Source organism: Streptomyces sp. NPDC059957 (assembly GCF_042730015.1).
Classification (GTDB): domain Bacteria; phylum Actinomycetota; class Actinomycetes; order Streptomycetales; family Streptomycetaceae; genus Streptomyces.
In genome coordinates, this window is the sequence record NZ_JBHWMB010000001.1 from 145,415 (window position 1) to 160,779 (window position 15,365).

The window sequence follows — 15,365 nt, forward strand, 5'->3', positions numbered from 1 at the left end:
TGAGGCGTTGAGGTGTCAAGTCACCCTCGATGGCCTTCATTTTCACAACGGAGAGTCACAATCAATTCGATGACTGTGACTCTCCGTTGACCAGCTGAACGGTTGCATGCCGTCGCTCTATCAAGCTCGAACGGAGGCTTTGATGTTCCAAAATCCTGCCCTTCTCGCGGTGACCGCGGCGGTCCTGGCGGTGCTGGGCTTGCACCTGATCATGGCGCGTAGAGGCCCGGTCTGGCTGGGCGCCGTGGTGCCCTGCCTGTGGACCGTTGTCGTCGTGGTGCTGATCATGCAGGGCCGGCTTGAGCTGGGCCGGCACTACCTGGTGTCGGCGGCGGCCCTGGTGATGTTGCTCTGGATATGGGTAAGTGCTCGACAGGCCAGAAGGAAGGCCGAGACAGGCGGGTCCCAGGGCTCGACGCGTCGGACGTCATGAGCGCGCGGACGCCAGCTGAGTCTGAAAAGGACACCTTGGCTGCCGTGGGACCGGATGCCGCCGCGCGGCAACTGGACAAGCGGTCTGTGCTCTTCTGGCAGGTAGAAAACGCGGTCGGCATGGTCATCGTGATCGTCCTCGCCGCCATCCTGTCCCAATTTTCACCGCTTCCACCAGAGTGGCGCAGATGGATCTACTTCCTGGCGGCGGCAGCTCTCGCCTTCGCGTTGCTCGACGCCCTCGTGTTGATTCCGCTCCGTTACCGGTACTCCCGGTACACGCTGACAGTTGATTGCGTCATCGTCGAGCGGGGCCGCCTGTGGAAGCGACGCCAGGTATATCCGCTGTCTCGCATCCTGTATTGCGAGACCCGTCAAGGTCCAATTCTGCGATGGTTCAATCTGTTCACCGTCAGGACGGCAACGATCGTCGAGTCACGGTCCATCGGGCCGCTGTCACAGGCCGAGGCCAACCGGTTCGAGCAGATCATCCGCGAGCACTCCCCATGACGGGGACACTCCACAAGCATCGCAACAGTCCGGCCATGTTCGCGATCCGTGTGGCTGAGCACGCGACCACGATCGTCCCCACTGCCATCGCGTGGTTGTCGATCCGGACCAGGTGGCCGGACGTGTTCGGAATCTCGGTGGACACGGTCTACGGGCTGGTAGTCGGCATCATCGTGCTCAGTCTGGGAGTGGACTGGTGGACCACCAGGTTCTCCGTGGATAGCGGCGGGATCAGCTACGACAGGGGTTTCTGGGTGCGGCGTTCCACCTCGCTCGCCTGGTCAGAGGTGGTCTCCGTCCAAGTTTCCCGATCGGCGGTGGCGCGACTTCTGGGCTGTTCGCGCGTGTTGATCGGCATCGGCACGGAGTCGAAGGCCAACTTGGCGATCGAGGCGGTCCCGCAGGCCGTCGCTGCCGAGATCGAGGACTACTTCGAAGCCGGCCGGGTTCGTCCGTCCCGCGACACGCCGGTACCCGGTACTCGTAGTCGTGTGGTCGACACGGTTGCCGAGGACCGGAGCGGATCCGCGGAGGCCGAGTGCGCATCAGCCCTGGCGAGTCGGGTCGGGTCCCACCCGGTGGACTCGGGCGACCTGATCTATCGGATCCGCAGACGCGACTATCTCCTGATCTCGGTTACCTACGGGCAGTTCGTGCTGCTGTTTCCATTCCTGATGGGGCTCTACGAGAACGCCGCCGCACTCTTGCCGCTTTCCCCGGTCCTTCCGGCTATCCCGGACATACCGGGGCCGTTGTGGGTGCTGGTGGTGGCCGCCGTGGCCGTGTTCGGGTCGGTGGCGATGGCATTCGGGATGCTCGTCGCCTGGCTGCGTTACCGGTCGTTCGAAGTCCGCATCAGGGCCGGGGCATTCGCCATGTCCGGTGGCCTCATCTCCGCGGAGTCGCGGCAGATGCCCAGATCTCAGGTCGGCGGGGTCAGGATCCAGCGGAATCCTCTGATGTGTGTCACGGGGTACGCGCGGCTGGCCTTCGTGTCCCGGCAGTCCGGTGAACGGATCGGCGCGAACATCGTCTTTCCGGCGGCGCGCCTCGAACGCGTGCGAGACAGCATCCGGAGCCACTTTCCGGCGTACGCCGCTGCGGCGGACCGGCCCCCCAAGGTGAGCCGCCCCCTCCGATGGGGCCTGATCGGGGTGGCTGCGGCAACGTTCGCCATGACCTCGTCGGCAGCGACCGCCATGTCCCCGGTCAGGGCGGTCGCCCTGATGGCCGCCGTGGCGATCATGCTGCTGGCCGCGGTCAACTACTGCTGGGCAACGGCGGCGCTCGACCCGGAGAACGCCGTGCTCCATTTTCGCCGGGGTTTCCTCTGGGTCACCCACTACGTCGTTCCGTGGGACTCGGTGTACTTCGCCGACTCCTACCAGCTACCCGTGACCGGCCGGCTGTCGGTCGGGGCGGTGTGCCTGGGGGTGTACGACTCGCGAGCCGTCCGACTGTGGGTGCCGGTGAGCAGGCCGGCGCTGATGGACCAATTCATTGAAGCGACGACGAGCGGATCGACCGTTCACGGAAACGAGGAGAAGGCGTGATCGAAGTAGCCGGAGTCACCAAGAAGTACGGCGGGAAGCCGGTTGTCGACGACCTCTCCTTCACGGTACGGCCAGGGATCGTCACCGGGTTCCTGGGGCCCAATGGGTCCGGGAAGTCCACCACGATGCGCATGATCCTGGGACTGACGCGGCCCGACAGCGGGACCATCCTCGTGGACGGCGTTCCCTTCGCGCAGCACCGCAATCCGATGGGTGCCCTCGGGGCGTTGATCGACGCCAAATCGGGGCATCCGGGTCGCTCCGCGTTCCGCCATCTGCAGGCCGCCGGGGCGACGGCGGGGATCGGCGCATCGCGGGTTCGCGAGGTGCTGGACATGGTTGGCCTCGGTGAGGTCGCGGACCGCCGCATCGGTGGCTTCTCGCTGGGGATGACCCAACGCCTCGGCGTCGCAACAGCCCTGCTGGCGGACCCGTCGAGCCTGATGTTCGACGAACCCATCAATGGGCTGGACCCAGACGGCATCCTGTGGATGCGCAACCTGGTCAAGAGGTTGGCGGCCGAAGGACGAGCGGTGCTGCTGAGCTCGCACCTGATGAACGAGATGGCCCTGACCGCGCACCATGTGGTCGTTATCGGTCAGGGGCGGCTGATCGCCGACGAAGCCGTTAGCTCATTGATCCACCGCAGCAAGTCCCAGGGTGTTCTTGTACGCACTCCACAGGACGAGGAGCTCGGTCGGCTGGTGCGTTCCACTGGCGGGAACATGTCGAGTGAGCCGGACGGGTCGTTCCGGGTGGACGGACTGACCGCGGTGGAACTGGGCGATCTGGCCGCGTCGCGCAGCATCAGATTGCACGAGCTGGTCCCTCTGCGGGCTTCGCTGGAGGAGGCGTACATAGAACTCACCGCCAACTCGGTGACGTTTCGCGGGCGCGACGTCAGCGCCCCCCAACAATCCCGATCCGACGCGGCGGACGCCGTGAAGATGGAAATGAGATGAGCCGCACGATGACTACGGCAACAGATGTCGGTGCCCCTGCGCAGAGGCATGTTCCGCCGCCCCACCAGCTCTCCTTCGCCGGCCTTGTACGCGGTGAACTGATCAAACTGCGGACGGCGCGATCACTGGTCGTGTTGTTGATCCTGACGGTCATATGCACCGCCGGGATCAGTATCTCCGTGGCGATGGCCACCAAGTCCGATGCCGCCCGGTCCGCGACCGACGCACTGCCGGACTTCATCACCACGTCCCTCCTGGGTATGCAGCTCTCCATATTCCTGGTGGCCGCCATGAGCGCGGTGGCGGGCGCGAGCGACTTCGGCAACGGCACGATCCGCGTCGTGTTCGCCGCTGCACCCCGGCGTACACCCGTACTGGCCGCCAAGCTCACCGTGGTCGCGGGTGCCGCTACCGTGCTGGTCGGCGCCACGCTCCTGGTGACGGCAGTGGCCAGCTGGCTGGCCCTCACGCCCGGTCCGCTGTGGACACCCTTCACGAACTCGACCAGTCTGCTGAGCCTGGCCGGTGCGGTGGTCGCCACGGCCGCCGTGAGCGTTTCGGCCGTCAGCCTCGGATGCCTGCTCCGCAGCTCCGCCGGAGCGATCTTCGCGATCCTGGGCTTGCTGATCGTGGTGACGATCGTCCTGATGGCGATCCCGACCCAGGTGCTCCCGTCGGCGTTCTCCGACTACAGCTTCGGAGGAGCGGTGACGATCCTCCTGGGTACGGCCGACAACACCGGAAAATGGGTCGGCGCGGTGTTGGCTCTCCTGGTGTGGTCTGCCGTTTTCACCGCCTGGGCGGCTGCGTCCATGCGTCGGCGTGACGCATAAACGGTTCGAGGATATCTGGCGAGGAGGCCCCGGGGTGTGCAACCACCGCCGGGGTCAACTGCGTTTATGGGGTTATCAGCGGGCAGTGGCAGGGGTACTCACCATCGCTGAAGACGGGAAACAGCCTCCTCCAGGACGTCGGTGCGCTTGCAGAAGGCCCAGCGGACGTGGGCGGCTCCGGCGGCCTTGTCGTCGTAGAACACCTGGTTCGGGATGGCCACCACCCCGCAGCGCTCCGGCAGGGCCCGGCAGAAGGCCACGCTGTCGTGTTCGCCGAGCGGGGTGATGTCGGTGGTGACGAAGTAGGTGCCCTGCGGGCGGAAGACCTCGAAGCCGGCCGCCGCGAGGCCGTCGGAGAGGAGGTCGCGCTTGGCGGCCAGGTCGGCGCGGAAGGAGTCGTAGTACGCGTCGGGCAGGGCGAGGGCCTCGGCGATCGCGTACTGGAACGGGCCCGAGGACACGTACGTCAGGAACTGCTTCGCGGAGCGGACCGCCGTGACCAGCTCGGGCGTTCCCGTCACCCAGCCGACCTTCCAGCCCGTGAAGGAGAAGGTCTTGCCGGCGGAGGAGATGGTGACCGTGCGCTCGCGCATGCCCGGCAGGCCCGCCAGCGGGGTGTGGGCGCCCTCGAAGACCAGGTGTTCGTACACCTCGTCGGTGATGACCAGCAGGTCGCGGGAGACGGCCAGCTCGGCGACCGCGGCGAGCTCGGCGGGGGTCAGGACGGTGCCCGTCGGGTTGTGCGGGGTGTTCAGGAGCAGGAGGCGGGTGCGGGGGGTGACCGCGGCGCGCAGGGCGTCCACGTCGAGGCGGAAGTCCGGGGCGCGCAGGGTCAGCGGCACCCGGACGGCCCCGGCCATCGCGATGCAGGCGGCGTAGGAGTCGTAGAACGGCTCCAGGGCGATGACCTCGTCGCCCGGCTCCAGCAGGGCCAGGAGGGAGGCGGCGATGGCCTCGGTGGCCCCGGCGGTGACGAGCACCTCGGTGTCGGGGTCGTAGGCCAGGCCGTAGAAGCGCTGCTGGTGGGCGGCGATCGCCGTACGCAGCTCCGGGACCCCGGGGCCCGGCGGGTACTGGTTGCCCCGGCCGTCGCGGATCGCGCGCGCCGCCGCCTCGGCGATCTCGGCGGGGCCGTCGGTGTCGGGGAAGCCCTGGCCGAGGTTGATTGCCCCGGTGGCGGTGGCCAGTGCGGACATCTCCGCGAAGATCGTGGTGCCGAAGGCCGCCAGCTTGCGGTTGAGGAAGGGGCGATTGGTGGGTGCGGGAGCGCTCATGAGCGCCATCCTGCGGGGAAGCTCTGGACTTGCTCAAGTGTGCTTTGGGCCGCATACGGTGCGGGCATCCCCCCAGCACGCGGGACGAAGGGGATCCCGCACCCCGGGGTACCGGGGGAGCCAGAGAGGGGTCGGGGGATGATCCTCGGAATAGTGATCTTCGTGGTGGTGGCCGTGGTGGCCGCGCTGATCGTCGGGCTGGTGGTCAAGGTCAGCCGCGCCGGTGGCGGGAGCGGCGGCAGCGGCCGCGGTAGCAGCAGCAGTGGCAGCAGCAGCGGGGGCTGGTGGGCCGGGGGCGACTCGGGAGGTTCCTCCTCCTCGTGCGGCTCCTCCTCGTCCTCCTGCAGCTCCTCGTCCTCCTGCGGCGGCGGCGGAGGATGCGGTTCCAGCTGACACGGGGCAGCATGGAGCCATGGGATCCATGGCTTCCGACGCCGGACCACCCTTCCTACCGCGTCCCGCATACGTGAGGCGCCCGCCGGGCACAACTTCCGTCGGGCGTCTTCTTGTTCGGACGTCACGGCCGCGCATTACGGCGTACGGGCGGCATGTCGTTGAACACGTGAACTGTGTAGCCCCCGAGGGGATGTAAACCCCTGCAACTTGGGTAAAAACGCTGTGAGTGCCGTGCCTTTCATGATTCCCTCGGTTGAGTAGACCAGTCCTCGGACCTCCCTGGACTTCCTGTGGACCCGTGCCGGTGTCCCCCCACCCGTTGACTACCGCTGGCGGGCCCCGGCCCATCTCCCTCGCGCGTTTGCGGAGCCGACTCATGCTCACGACCCTCCAGACCACCTATACCGACACGCGTGCCGCCGACCTCGCCTGGGCCCTGGGTCGGGAGCGGCTGCCCGCCCTGGCCGTACTGAACCTCGAACTGGGTGGCGCGAAAGTGGAGTTGCGCCTGCTCGGGGCCTCCCACCAGGTGCTCCTGGAGGAGGGCGACGTGCTCTGCTCCGAGACCGTCGCCTGTATGCCCGGCAGCAGCACCCCGCTTCCGCTCGGCGTGGCCAAGCGCGTCGGCGACTGGGAGTACGAGTTCGCCGCGCGGGTCGAGAACCTCTCGCGCGGCTCCTTCGCCGGGCGGGCGCAGGAACTGCTCGCGCTGGTCGCGGACCACCCGAACGGGCTCGCCGGCACCTTCCCCGGCAGTCCGCACGCCTTCACGGCCATGCTCGCGCAGCGCTACGAGGGCCAGGTGCGCTGGCGGACCTGGCACGCGTACCCGCAGGAAGGCCAGTTGGTGGCCACCCGCACCCGGGTCGGCGTACGGACGGCCGGTGCGGGTACCGGCGCGGGCGCGGCGGCCGCCGCGCAGCTGGGGGCGCAGGCGCCGGTGCTGATCTAGTGCGGGCCGCCGGCGCCGATCCGGGGGGCGCGGGGGCACGGGGTCGCGGAGTTGCCGAGCGGTTACGCCAACTGCCCGAACCAGTGCGCCACTTACACCCATGTGGGTGACCGGATGCGAGCAGGCGGTGACGTACGGTTCGCTTCATGATCGACCGTTCCACCCCGCGCGGGGTGCTCCGCACCCGGTGGCGCCGCCTCCCGGCTCCGGAGCCGCGTGGTGTGGCCCGCTTCCCGGCCGCCCTGCCCGTACGGCCCAGGACCGGCCGACTCCTGGTCCTGGCCACCGTGTTCATCTGCGCCGCCTGCGGGCTCGTATACGAACTGGAGCTGCTCGCCCTCGGTTCGTACCTCATCGGCGACTCCGTCACCCAGGCGTCGGTCGTGCTGTCCGTCATGGTCTTCGCCATGGGCGTCGGGTCCCTGCTCGCCAAGGCCCTGCGCCGCCGGCCCGCCTTCGGCTTCGCCCTCGTGGAAGCGGGCCTCGCCCTGCTCGGCGGGCTCTCCGCCATGGCGCTGTACGCCAGTTTCGCCTGGCTGGGGGAGTCCCGGCCGGCGCTCGTCGCCTTCTCCTTCGCCATCGGCGTCCTCATCGGCGCCGAGATCCCGCTCCTGATGGTCCTCATCCAGCGCATCCGCAGACAGGACGCGGGCGGCGCCGTCGCCGACCTCTTCGCCGCCGACTACGTCGGCGCCCTCGTCGGCGGCCTGGCCTTCCCGTTCCTGCTGCTGCCCGTCCTCGGCCAGCTCAGCGGCGCCATGCTGACCGGCACCGTCAACGTCGTCGCCGGCGGCGGCCTCGTCCTGTGGCTGTTCCGCCAGGACCTGAGCCGCCGCGCCCGCTGGCTGCTCGTCGCCGTCAACGTCACCGTCCTCACCGTCCTGGGCTGCGCCACCGTCCTCGCCGACGACTTCGAGCGCGTAGCCCGCCGCGCCGTCTACGGCGGCGAGGTCCGCGTCGCCGTCCAGACCGGCGTCCAGGAACTCGTCCTCACCGGGCCCCCGACCGGCTCCCCGCGCTCCCTCGACCTCTTCCTCGACGGCCGCCTGCGGGTCAGCGGCTACGACGAGTACCGCTATCACGAGGCCCTCGTGCACCCCGCGATGACCGGCCCGCACACCCGCGTCCTGGTCCTCGGCGGCGGCGACGGCCTCGCCGCCCGCGAGGTGCTGCGCTACCGCGACGTCGCCTCCGTCACCGTCGTCGAGCTCGACCCCGGAGTCGTGCGGCTCGCCCGGACCGACCCGATGCTCTCAGCGCTGAACGAGCGGGCGTACGAGGACCCGCGCCTCGGCGTCGTCACCGAGGACGCCTTCCGCTGGCTGCGCGCACCCGCCGCCCGGGGCCGCTTCGACGTCATCGTCTCCGACCTGCCCGACCCCGGGATCACCCCGAGCACGAAGCTGTACTCGCAGGAGTTCTACGGGCTGGCAGCGCGGGCCCTGCGCCCCGGCGGGCGGTTCGCCGTCCACGCCGGGCCGCCGGGCACCAGGCCCCGTACCTACTGGACCGTCGAGGCCACCCTGCGCGCGGCCGGCCTGCGCACCGCGCCCTACAGCGCGGGCGGCCGCCTCTCGGGCTTCGCCGCCGGCCCCGACCGGGCGCTCGGCGCGGGCTCCGCCTCCGCCGCCGCCGCGAAGCTCCCGCAGGACTGGGGCTTCGTGCTGGCGGCCCGCGAGGGCGTGCCCCGGCTGCGGGTGGACCGGGAGACGCCCGTCCTGCGCTCCCTGTCCACGCAGTCCCTGGCCGACGCGGCCCGGGACACGGAGCGCACCCGGGTGGCGGGCCTGCCGCCGTCTACGCTGCCGCACCCGAGGTACTCGTAGCCGGGCGCGCGTGGCCGGGTGCTCGTGGGCGGGGTGCTCGTAGGTGGGTTACGCGTGGCCGGGGTACTCGTGGCCGGGCGGTCGCGTCGGTAGGCTCGTCCGCATGGAGCATCAGGTGTTCGTACCGGTCCCCTCCGCCGACGTCCGCGCCGTGCTGCGCGACCCCGCCCGGCTGGCGCGATGCGTGCCGGGGCTCCAGCAGGACGCCGATACCGAGGCCGGGCCGCTGTCCGGCCGGCTGAAGGTACGGGTCGGCGGGCACACCGTCACCTACCGCGGCACCCTCTCCGTCACCGAGCAGGACCCGGACCGCTTCACCCTCGCCGGAGAGGGCACCGAGGTGCGGGGGAGCGGGACCGTGAAGCTCACCCTCGCGCTGCGCCTGACCGAGGCGGACGGCGGCACCCGGCTGGAGTTCACCGCCGAGTCCGCCGCCGACGGCCGCGCCGCCGCCTTCGCCCCCGACGCGGCCGCCACGGCCGGACACCGCCTCCTGGACCGCGCAGCAGGGCACCTCGCGGCCCTCGCGGTCGACGCGGTCGACGCCGGCTCGGACCACGAGGCCCACGACTCCCATGAGGACCGCGAGGACCAGGACGGCCACGAGGACCAGGACGGCCACGAGGACCAGGACGGCCACGAGGACCAGGACGGCCGCGAGGATCCCGGCCCGGGGTTCACCGAGGTCACCGCGTCCGTGTTCGACACCGAGGTCCCGCCCCCGTCCCTGGACCCGTTCCTGGAGGGCGCCTTCGAGGGCACGGCCGACCTCGGGGACCTCGGCGGCCCCCCGCGCCCGCCGGCCGAGGCCGCGCACGCCCGCCGCACGATGATCGGCCGCAGCGCGGAGGAGGTCGACCACGCGCCCCCGCGCGGCCGCTACGCGCCGGTCCCGGCCCCCACCGCCGCCTCCGCGAACGCCAACCTCCGCTGGATCGCCCCGGCCGCCGCCGTGGCTCTGGCCTCGGCGGTCCTCCTGGGCCGCGCCCTGCGCCGCCGCCGCTGACCCGGGGAACTCGCCCGCTTCCCGGCACGGCCCTGATCACCCCGCCGGGCTGGCTAAGGTCATGGCATGAGTACGCAACTGCGCGCCGGCGGCGCCGAGGTGACCATCGACCAGGGGAACGGCTGCCGGATCAGCAGTCTGCGCATCGACGGGACGGAGCTGCTCCGGCAGGGAGAGCACTACGGGTCCTTCCCCATGGTCCCGTGGTGCGGCCGGACCAGGGACGGGCAGTTCCAGGACGGCGCGACCCTGCACCAGCTTCCGCTCAACCACCCGCCGCACGCCATCCACGGTTTCGGCCGTGACGCCGCCTGGCACCGCGCCCGGGCCACCGCCACCGAGGCCGCCTTCACGTACCCGCTCGCCGACCCGTGGCCCTACGAGGGCCTGGTCACCCAGATCTTCGAACTCGGCGAGAACGCGCTGACCCTGACGATGGGGATCGAGACCTACCAGGACTCCTTCCCGGCGCAGGCCGGCTGGCACCCCTGGTTCCTGCGCAACCTCGCCCCCGGCGGGTCCGACGTACGCATCGACTTCGAGGCCGCCTGGCAGGAGGAGCGCGGAGCCGACCACCTCCCCACCGGCAACCGCATCGACCCCAAGCCCGGCCCCTGGGACGACTGCTTCGGCATGCCGTACGGGGTCGACGTCACCCTCACGTGGCCCGACGCCCTGGAGCTGAAGGTCACCAGCCGCTCCGAATGGGTGGTCGTCTACGACGAGCAGCCCGAGGCCGTCTGCGTGGAACCGCAGTCGGGTCCGCCGAACGGACTGAACAGCCTCCCGCAGTTGGTCACCCCCGTGGACCCGCTGGAGATCTCCACGACGTGGACGTGGCGGCGGCTCGGGTAGTGCCCAATTAAGCTCGGGGCCATGAGTGACGTACGCGATGCGCTTCTGCAGCAGATCAAGGACAAGGCCGTCGTGCACGGCAAGGTGATCCTCTCCTCCGGCCGCGAGGCCGACTACTACATCGACCTCCGCCGGATCACCCTGGACGGCGAAGCCGCCCCGCTGGTCGGCCAGGTCATGCTCGACCTCACCGCCGACCTGGAGTTCGACTGCGTCGGCGGCCTGACGCTCGGCGCCGACCCGGTCGCCACCTCGATGCTGCACGCCTCCGCCGCGCGCGGCGCGCGCCTGGACGCCTTCGTCGTCCGCAAGGCGCAGAAGGCGCACGGCATGCAGCGCCGCATCGAGGGCACCGACGTGAAGGGCAAGCGCTGCCTGGTGGTCGAGGACACCTCGACCACCGGCGGGTCCCCGCTGACCGCCGTCGAGGCGGTCCGCGAGGCCGGCGGCGAGGTCGTCGCCGTCGCGACGATCGTCGACCGCGGCGCGGCCGGTGCCATCGCGGCCGCGGGCCTGCCCTACCTCACGGGCTACCAGCTCGACGACCTCGGTTTGTCCTAACCCTCGGACAGTGGGTCGTGCTTCCGTACAACTGGTGACTTAGGTCCCCGAAAGTCCGTAAGTAGGCCCTGACCTGCATCTTTTCGGTCGGGTGGAGTGTTTCACGTGAAACACTCCACCCGGATCGGGCAGCGAGGCGCCGTCGCGGAGGTGGAGTGGGGGCGCGAGTCTGGAAAGATGGGGACGACGGCAACGTCGCCCCCAGGTCAGGGCCCGCAATAAGCACACTCCCCGCACATCCAAGGAGCGGACAGATGCCCATCGCAACCCCCGAGGTCTACAACGAGATGCTCGACCGGGCGAAGGCAGGCAAGTTTGCCTACCCGGCGATCAACGTGACCTCGACCCAGACCCTGCACGCTGCACTGCGCGGCTTCGCGGAGGCCGAGAGCGACGGCATCATCCAGATCTCCACCGGTGGTGCGGAGTTCCTGGGTGGCCAGTACAACAAGGACATGGTCACCGGCGCCGCCGCCCTGGCCGAGTTCGCGCACATCGTGGCCGCCAAGTACGACATCACCGTCGCGCTGCACACGGACCACTGCCCCAAGGACAAGCTGGACGGCTACGTCCGCCCGCTGCTCGAGATCTCCGCCGAGCGCGTGGCCCGCGGTCTCAACCCGCTCTTCCAGTCGCACATGTGGGACGGCTCCGCCGAGACCCTGGCCGACAACCTGGCCATCGGCCAGGAGCTGCTCGCCAAGGCCGCCGCCGCGAAGATCATCCTCGAGGTCGAGATCACCCCGACCGGTGGCGAGGAAGACGGCGTCAGCCACGAGATCAACGACGAGCTGTACACCACCGTCGACGACGCGCTGCGCACCGCCGAGGCCCTGGGCCTGGGCGAGAAGGGCCGCTACCTGCTGGCCGCCTCCTTCGGCAACGTGCACGGCGTCTACAAGCCGGGCAACGTCGTCCTGCGCCCCGAGCTCCTCAAGGACCTCCAGGCCGGCGTCGGCGAGAAGTACGGCAAGTCCTCCCCGTTCGACTTCGTCTTCCACGGCGGCTCGGGCTCCACGGCCGAGGAGATCGCCACCGCGCTGGAGAACGGCGTCGTGAAGATGAACCTCGACACCGACACCCAGTACGCCTTCACCCGCCCGGTCGTGGACCACATGTTCCGCAACTACGACGCGGTGCTGAAGGTCGACGGCGAGGTCGGCACCAAGTCGAAGTACGACCCCCGCACGTGGGGCAAGGCCGCCGAGGCCGGCATGGCCGCGCGCGTCACCGAGGCCTGCGCGAACCTGCGTTCCACGGGCACCAAGCTCAAGTAGTAACAGCGGCTCGCGCAGCGGCTCGCGCGGCAACGGCTTTTCGGAAGGGTCCGGCTCCACCGTCTGCGGACGGCGGGGCCGGGCCCTTCCCGCATCTCCGCACCGTCCATCCGACAGACTGGTGCGCATGTCTCTTCACCAGAACCTCCTCGGGGGCCCCGCCCCCACCCACCTCCCCGACGAGCCGGGCATCGCGGCCATCACCGCGGGCACCCCCGCCGTCGAGGTGGCCGCCGCGCACCCGACCTCCTCCCTCGCCTGGGCCCTCCTTGCCGACGAGGCCTTCGCGGCCGGCCGCACGGTCGAGTCGTACGCGTACGCCCGTACGGGCTACCACCGCGGCCTGGACGCGCTGCGCCGCGCCGGCTGGAAGGGCCACGGCCCGGTGCCGTGGGAGCACGAGCCGAACCGCGGCTTCCTGCGCGCCCTGAACGCCCTGGCCCGCGCGGCCGGTGCGATCGACGAGAAGGAGGAGTACGAGCGCTGCTCGACCTTCCTGCGCGACTCCTCCGAGACGGCCGCGGACGTCCTCGCGGTCTGAGGCCCGGGGGCCTCGCGCGCCCGGAACCGGGCGGGTTCCCCCACGGGGCCCGCCCGGTCGCGGGAAGTGACGTGCGCCACTGACTATTGAAGCCCTGCGGCACGACGGTCTTATGATGCGGACAGGGGACCGGAGCTCCACTCACCTCACCGGAAGGAGCGGACCGCTACCCGGAAGCACGTATCGAGGAGACAGCGATGTCGCACGCCCTTGATGCCTCCGGAGACGGCGGTTCGGACACCCCGAACCTCGACTTCGCCGGCACGACCCCCTACGAGGACTACGTCCAGGCCGACGTCCTCACCCACCTCCAGCACCTGCGCTCGGACGACCCGGGCGAGATGGTCTTCCTGGTCACCACCCAGGTCATGGAGCTGTGGTTCACGGTCATCGTCCACGAGTGGGAGACCGCCGCGCAGGCGCTCCGCGAGGACGAGCTCCCCGTCGCGATGGATGCGCTGAAACGATCCCTCCGCGAGCTGGAGGCCCTCAATTCCTCCTGGCGCCCCCTCGCCCAGCTGACGCCGGGCCAGTTCAACGCGTACCGCGCCGCCCTCGGCGAGGGCTCCGGCTTCCAGTCGGCGATGTACCGCCGGATGGAGTTCCTGCTCGGCGACAAGGCCGCCTCCATGCTGGTCCCGCACCGCGGCGCCCCGCGCGTCCACGCGGAGCTGGAGAAGGCCCTCCAGGAGCCCAGCCTCTACGACGAGGTGCTGAGCCTCCTCGCCCGCCGCGGCCTCCCGGTCCCGCCGTCGGTCCTCGACCGCGACCTCTCCCAGCGCTACGAGCCCTCGGCCGAGGTCGAAGCCGTCTGGACTGCCCTGTACGCGGCCCCGGACGCCCACCCCGACCTGCACCGCCTCGGCGAGGTCCTCACCGACGTCGCCGAGCTGGTCTGGCGCTGGCGCAACGACCACCTGGTCGCCACCCGGCGCGCGATGGGCGCGAAGACGGGCACGGGCGGCTCGGCCGGCGTGACCTGGCTGGAGAAGCGCGCCCAGAAGAACGTGTTCCCGGAGCTCTGGACGGCGCGCAGCCATGTCTGAGCCGCACGTGGACCCGAGCCTCGACCTGGTGGCCCGCGCCGAAGCCCTGGACGCGGCCGACCCCCTCGGCAAGCTCCGCGACCGCTTCTCCCTCCCCGAGGGCGTGGTCTACCTCGACGGCAACAGCCTCGGCGCGCTCCCCGCAGGGGTGGCCGCCCGGCTCGCCGAGGTCGTCACGGAGCAGTGGGGCGCCCGCCTGATCCGTTCCTGGACCGAGGGCGAAGCCAACTGGTGGAACGCCCCCGAGCGCATCGGTGACCGGATAGCCCCGCTGGTCGGCGCCGCCGCCGGCCAGGTGGTCGTCGGCGACTCCACCAGCGTCAACCTCTTCAAGGCCCTGGTCGCCGCGGCCAGGCTGGCCGCCCCCGGCCGGACCGAGCTGCTCGTGGACGCCGCCACCTTCCCCACCGACGGCTACATCGCCGCATCGGCGGCCCGGATGACGGGCCTGCGCGTCGTCCCGGTCGACCCGGCCGCCGCCGCGGAGGCGATGGGCCCCGACACCGCCGTGGTCCTCCTCAACCACGCCGACTACCGCACGGGCCGCCTGCACGACCTGCCCGGCCTCACCGCGGCCGCGCACGCCGCCGGGGCGCTCGTCGTCTGGGACCTGTGCCACACCGCCGGGGCGCTGCCCGTGGGCCTCGACGCGCACGCGGTGGACCTCGCGGTCGGCTGTACGTACAAGTACCTCAACGGAGGCCCCGGCGCCCCCGCGTACCTGTACGTCGCCGCCCGCCACCAGAGCGCCTTCGACTCCCCGCTGCCGGGCTGGAACGGCCACGCGGATCCGTTCGCGATGACCCCCTCCTACGAGGCGGCGCAGGGCGTGGTGCGGGCGCGCGTCGGCACCCCGGACATCCTGTCCATGCTCGCGCTGGAGGCCGCCCTGGACGCCTGGGACGGGGTCGCGGTCGAGGACGTCCGCGCGAAGTCCCTCGCGCTGACCGACTTCTTCCTCGACTGCGTGGCGGCGTACGTCCCGGCGGGCAAGGTCGAGCTGGTCACCCCCGCCGGGCACGAACAGCGTGCCAGCCAGGTGTCGCTGCGCACGGAGAACGCGGACGCGGTCATGCGCGAGCTCATCTCGCGGGGGGTGATCGGGGACTTCCGCGCCCCCGATGTCCTGCGCTTCGGATTCACCCCGCTGTACGTCGGCTTCGCCGACGCGGAGCGTGCGGCCCGCACTCTGGGTCACATATTCGGGTGAACCGGTAGCGAAACGTCACATCACCGCGGGGGGGGGGGGCCGGCTCCCCCCCCCCTCTGCCTCTTCCGACCCACCCCAAGGGGGGGCCTTCAGGGCTTACACCGTCCCCCCCCGCCAGAGCAACAGAAAAC

Annotated in this window: 16 protein-coding genes; 15 read left to right on the plus strand and 1 reads right to left on the minus strand. The window is 70.6% G+C overall.

All coding sequences use genetic code 11. The features are described from left to right. Positions 1-106: 106 nt before the first annotated feature. From ACFWBW_RS00735 to ACFWBW_RS00755, 5 genes are all read left to right on the plus strand, one after another. Entirely contained in the window at positions 107-433 is a 327-nt protein-coding gene (locus tag ACFWBW_RS00735) for a hypothetical protein (RefSeq protein WP_385367261.1), read from the plus strand. Continuing rightward, positions 430-942: a PH domain-containing protein gene (locus tag ACFWBW_RS00740; RefSeq protein ID WP_385367263.1), complete on the plus strand. Its 513-nt coding sequence runs from the start codon at positions 430-432 to the stop codon at positions 940-942. The genes ACFWBW_RS00735 and ACFWBW_RS00740 overlap by 4 nt, the downstream gene beginning before the upstream one ends. Positions 943-977: 35 nt before the next feature. After that, positions 978-2,495 (plus strand): PH domain-containing protein, encoded by a 1,518-nt coding sequence (locus ACFWBW_RS00745; RefSeq protein ID WP_385367265.1) that lies wholly within the window; start codon positions 978-980, stop codon positions 2,493-2,495. Continuing rightward, complete coding sequence (locus tag ACFWBW_RS00750) at positions 2,492-3,457, plus strand: ATP-binding cassette domain-containing protein (RefSeq protein WP_385367267.1); 966 nt, start codon at positions 2,492-2,494, stop codon at positions 3,455-3,457. Before ACFWBW_RS00745 ends, ACFWBW_RS00750 begins: the two co-directional genes overlap by 4 nt. Positions 3,458-3,642: 185 nt before the next feature. Next, positions 3,643-4,290 carry a hypothetical protein gene (locus ACFWBW_RS00755; protein ID WP_385367269.1) on the plus strand — a complete coding sequence of 216 codons (648 nt, stop codon included), beginning with the start codon at positions 3,643-3,645 and terminating at the stop codon, positions 4,288-4,290. A gap of 98 nt (positions 4,291-4,388) precedes the next feature. Here the strand turns inward: ACFWBW_RS00755 and ACFWBW_RS00760 are convergent, their stop codons facing one another. Beyond that, the gene (locus ACFWBW_RS00760; protein ID WP_385367271.1) at positions 4,389-5,573 is read right to left on the minus strand and encodes a pyridoxal phosphate-dependent aminotransferase; all 1,185 of its coding nucleotides are present in this window, start codon (positions 5,571-5,573) and stop codon (positions 4,389-4,391) included. A gap of 129 nt (positions 5,574-5,702) precedes the next feature. Between ACFWBW_RS00760 and ACFWBW_RS00765 the strand changes: the two genes are divergently transcribed. The 10 genes from ACFWBW_RS00765 to kynU all read left to right on the plus strand — a co-directional run bounded on the left by ACFWBW_RS00765 (position 5,703) and on the right by kynU (position 15,234). Then, positions 5,703-5,957, plus strand: a complete 255-nt coding sequence (locus tag ACFWBW_RS00765) for a hypothetical protein (protein WP_385367273.1) — start codon at positions 5,703-5,705, stop codon at positions 5,955-5,957. Positions 5,958-6,336: 379 nt separating this feature from the next. After that, complete coding sequence (locus ACFWBW_RS00770; protein WP_385367275.1) at positions 6,337-6,912, plus strand: DUF2617 family protein; 576 nt, start codon at positions 6,337-6,339, stop codon at positions 6,910-6,912. Positions 6,913-7,058: 146 nt separating this feature from the next. Beyond that, positions 7,059-8,738 carry a polyamine aminopropyltransferase gene (locus tag ACFWBW_RS00775; protein ID WP_385367277.1) on the plus strand — a complete coding sequence of 560 codons (1,680 nt, stop codon included), beginning with the start codon at positions 7,059-7,061 and terminating at the stop codon, positions 8,736-8,738. A gap of 103 nt (positions 8,739-8,841) precedes the next feature. Beyond that, positions 8,842-9,744, plus strand: a complete 903-nt coding sequence (locus tag ACFWBW_RS00780) for a CoxG family protein (RefSeq protein WP_385367279.1) — start codon at positions 8,842-8,844, stop codon at positions 9,742-9,744. A 66-nt stretch (positions 9,745-9,810) separates the two neighbouring features. Beyond that, a complete protein-coding gene (locus tag ACFWBW_RS00785) occupies positions 9,811-10,599 on the plus strand; it encodes an aldose 1-epimerase (RefSeq protein WP_385367281.1) in 789 nt (262 codons plus the stop codon). 21 nt (positions 10,600-10,620) lie between these two features. Then, the gene (pyrE, locus tag ACFWBW_RS00790; RefSeq protein WP_327254118.1) at positions 10,621-11,160 is read left to right on the plus strand and encodes an orotate phosphoribosyltransferase; all 540 of its coding nucleotides are present in this window, start codon (positions 10,621-10,623) and stop codon (positions 11,158-11,160) included. Between the two features lie 254 nt (positions 11,161-11,414). Further along, on the plus strand, positions 11,415-12,437 hold the full coding sequence (gene fbaA, locus ACFWBW_RS00795) for a class II fructose-bisphosphate aldolase (protein WP_243330679.1): 1,023 nt from the start codon (positions 11,415-11,417) through the stop codon (positions 12,435-12,437). Between the two features lie 127 nt (positions 12,438-12,564). Then, the gene (locus tag ACFWBW_RS00800) at positions 12,565-12,978 is read left to right on the plus strand and encodes a DUF3151 domain-containing protein (RefSeq protein ID WP_385367284.1); all 414 of its coding nucleotides are present in this window, start codon (positions 12,565-12,567) and stop codon (positions 12,976-12,978) included. Between the two features lie 197 nt (positions 12,979-13,175). After that, on the plus strand, positions 13,176-14,024 hold the full coding sequence (locus tag ACFWBW_RS00805) for a tryptophan 2,3-dioxygenase family protein (RefSeq protein ID WP_385367286.1): 849 nt from the start codon (positions 13,176-13,178) through the stop codon (positions 14,022-14,024). Next, a complete protein-coding gene (gene kynU / locus ACFWBW_RS00810; protein WP_385367288.1) occupies positions 14,017-15,234 on the plus strand; it encodes a kynureninase in 1,218 nt (405 codons plus the stop codon). Before ACFWBW_RS00805 ends, kynU begins: the two co-directional genes overlap by 8 nt. The last annotated feature ends 131 nt before the right edge of the window (positions 15,235-15,365 follow it).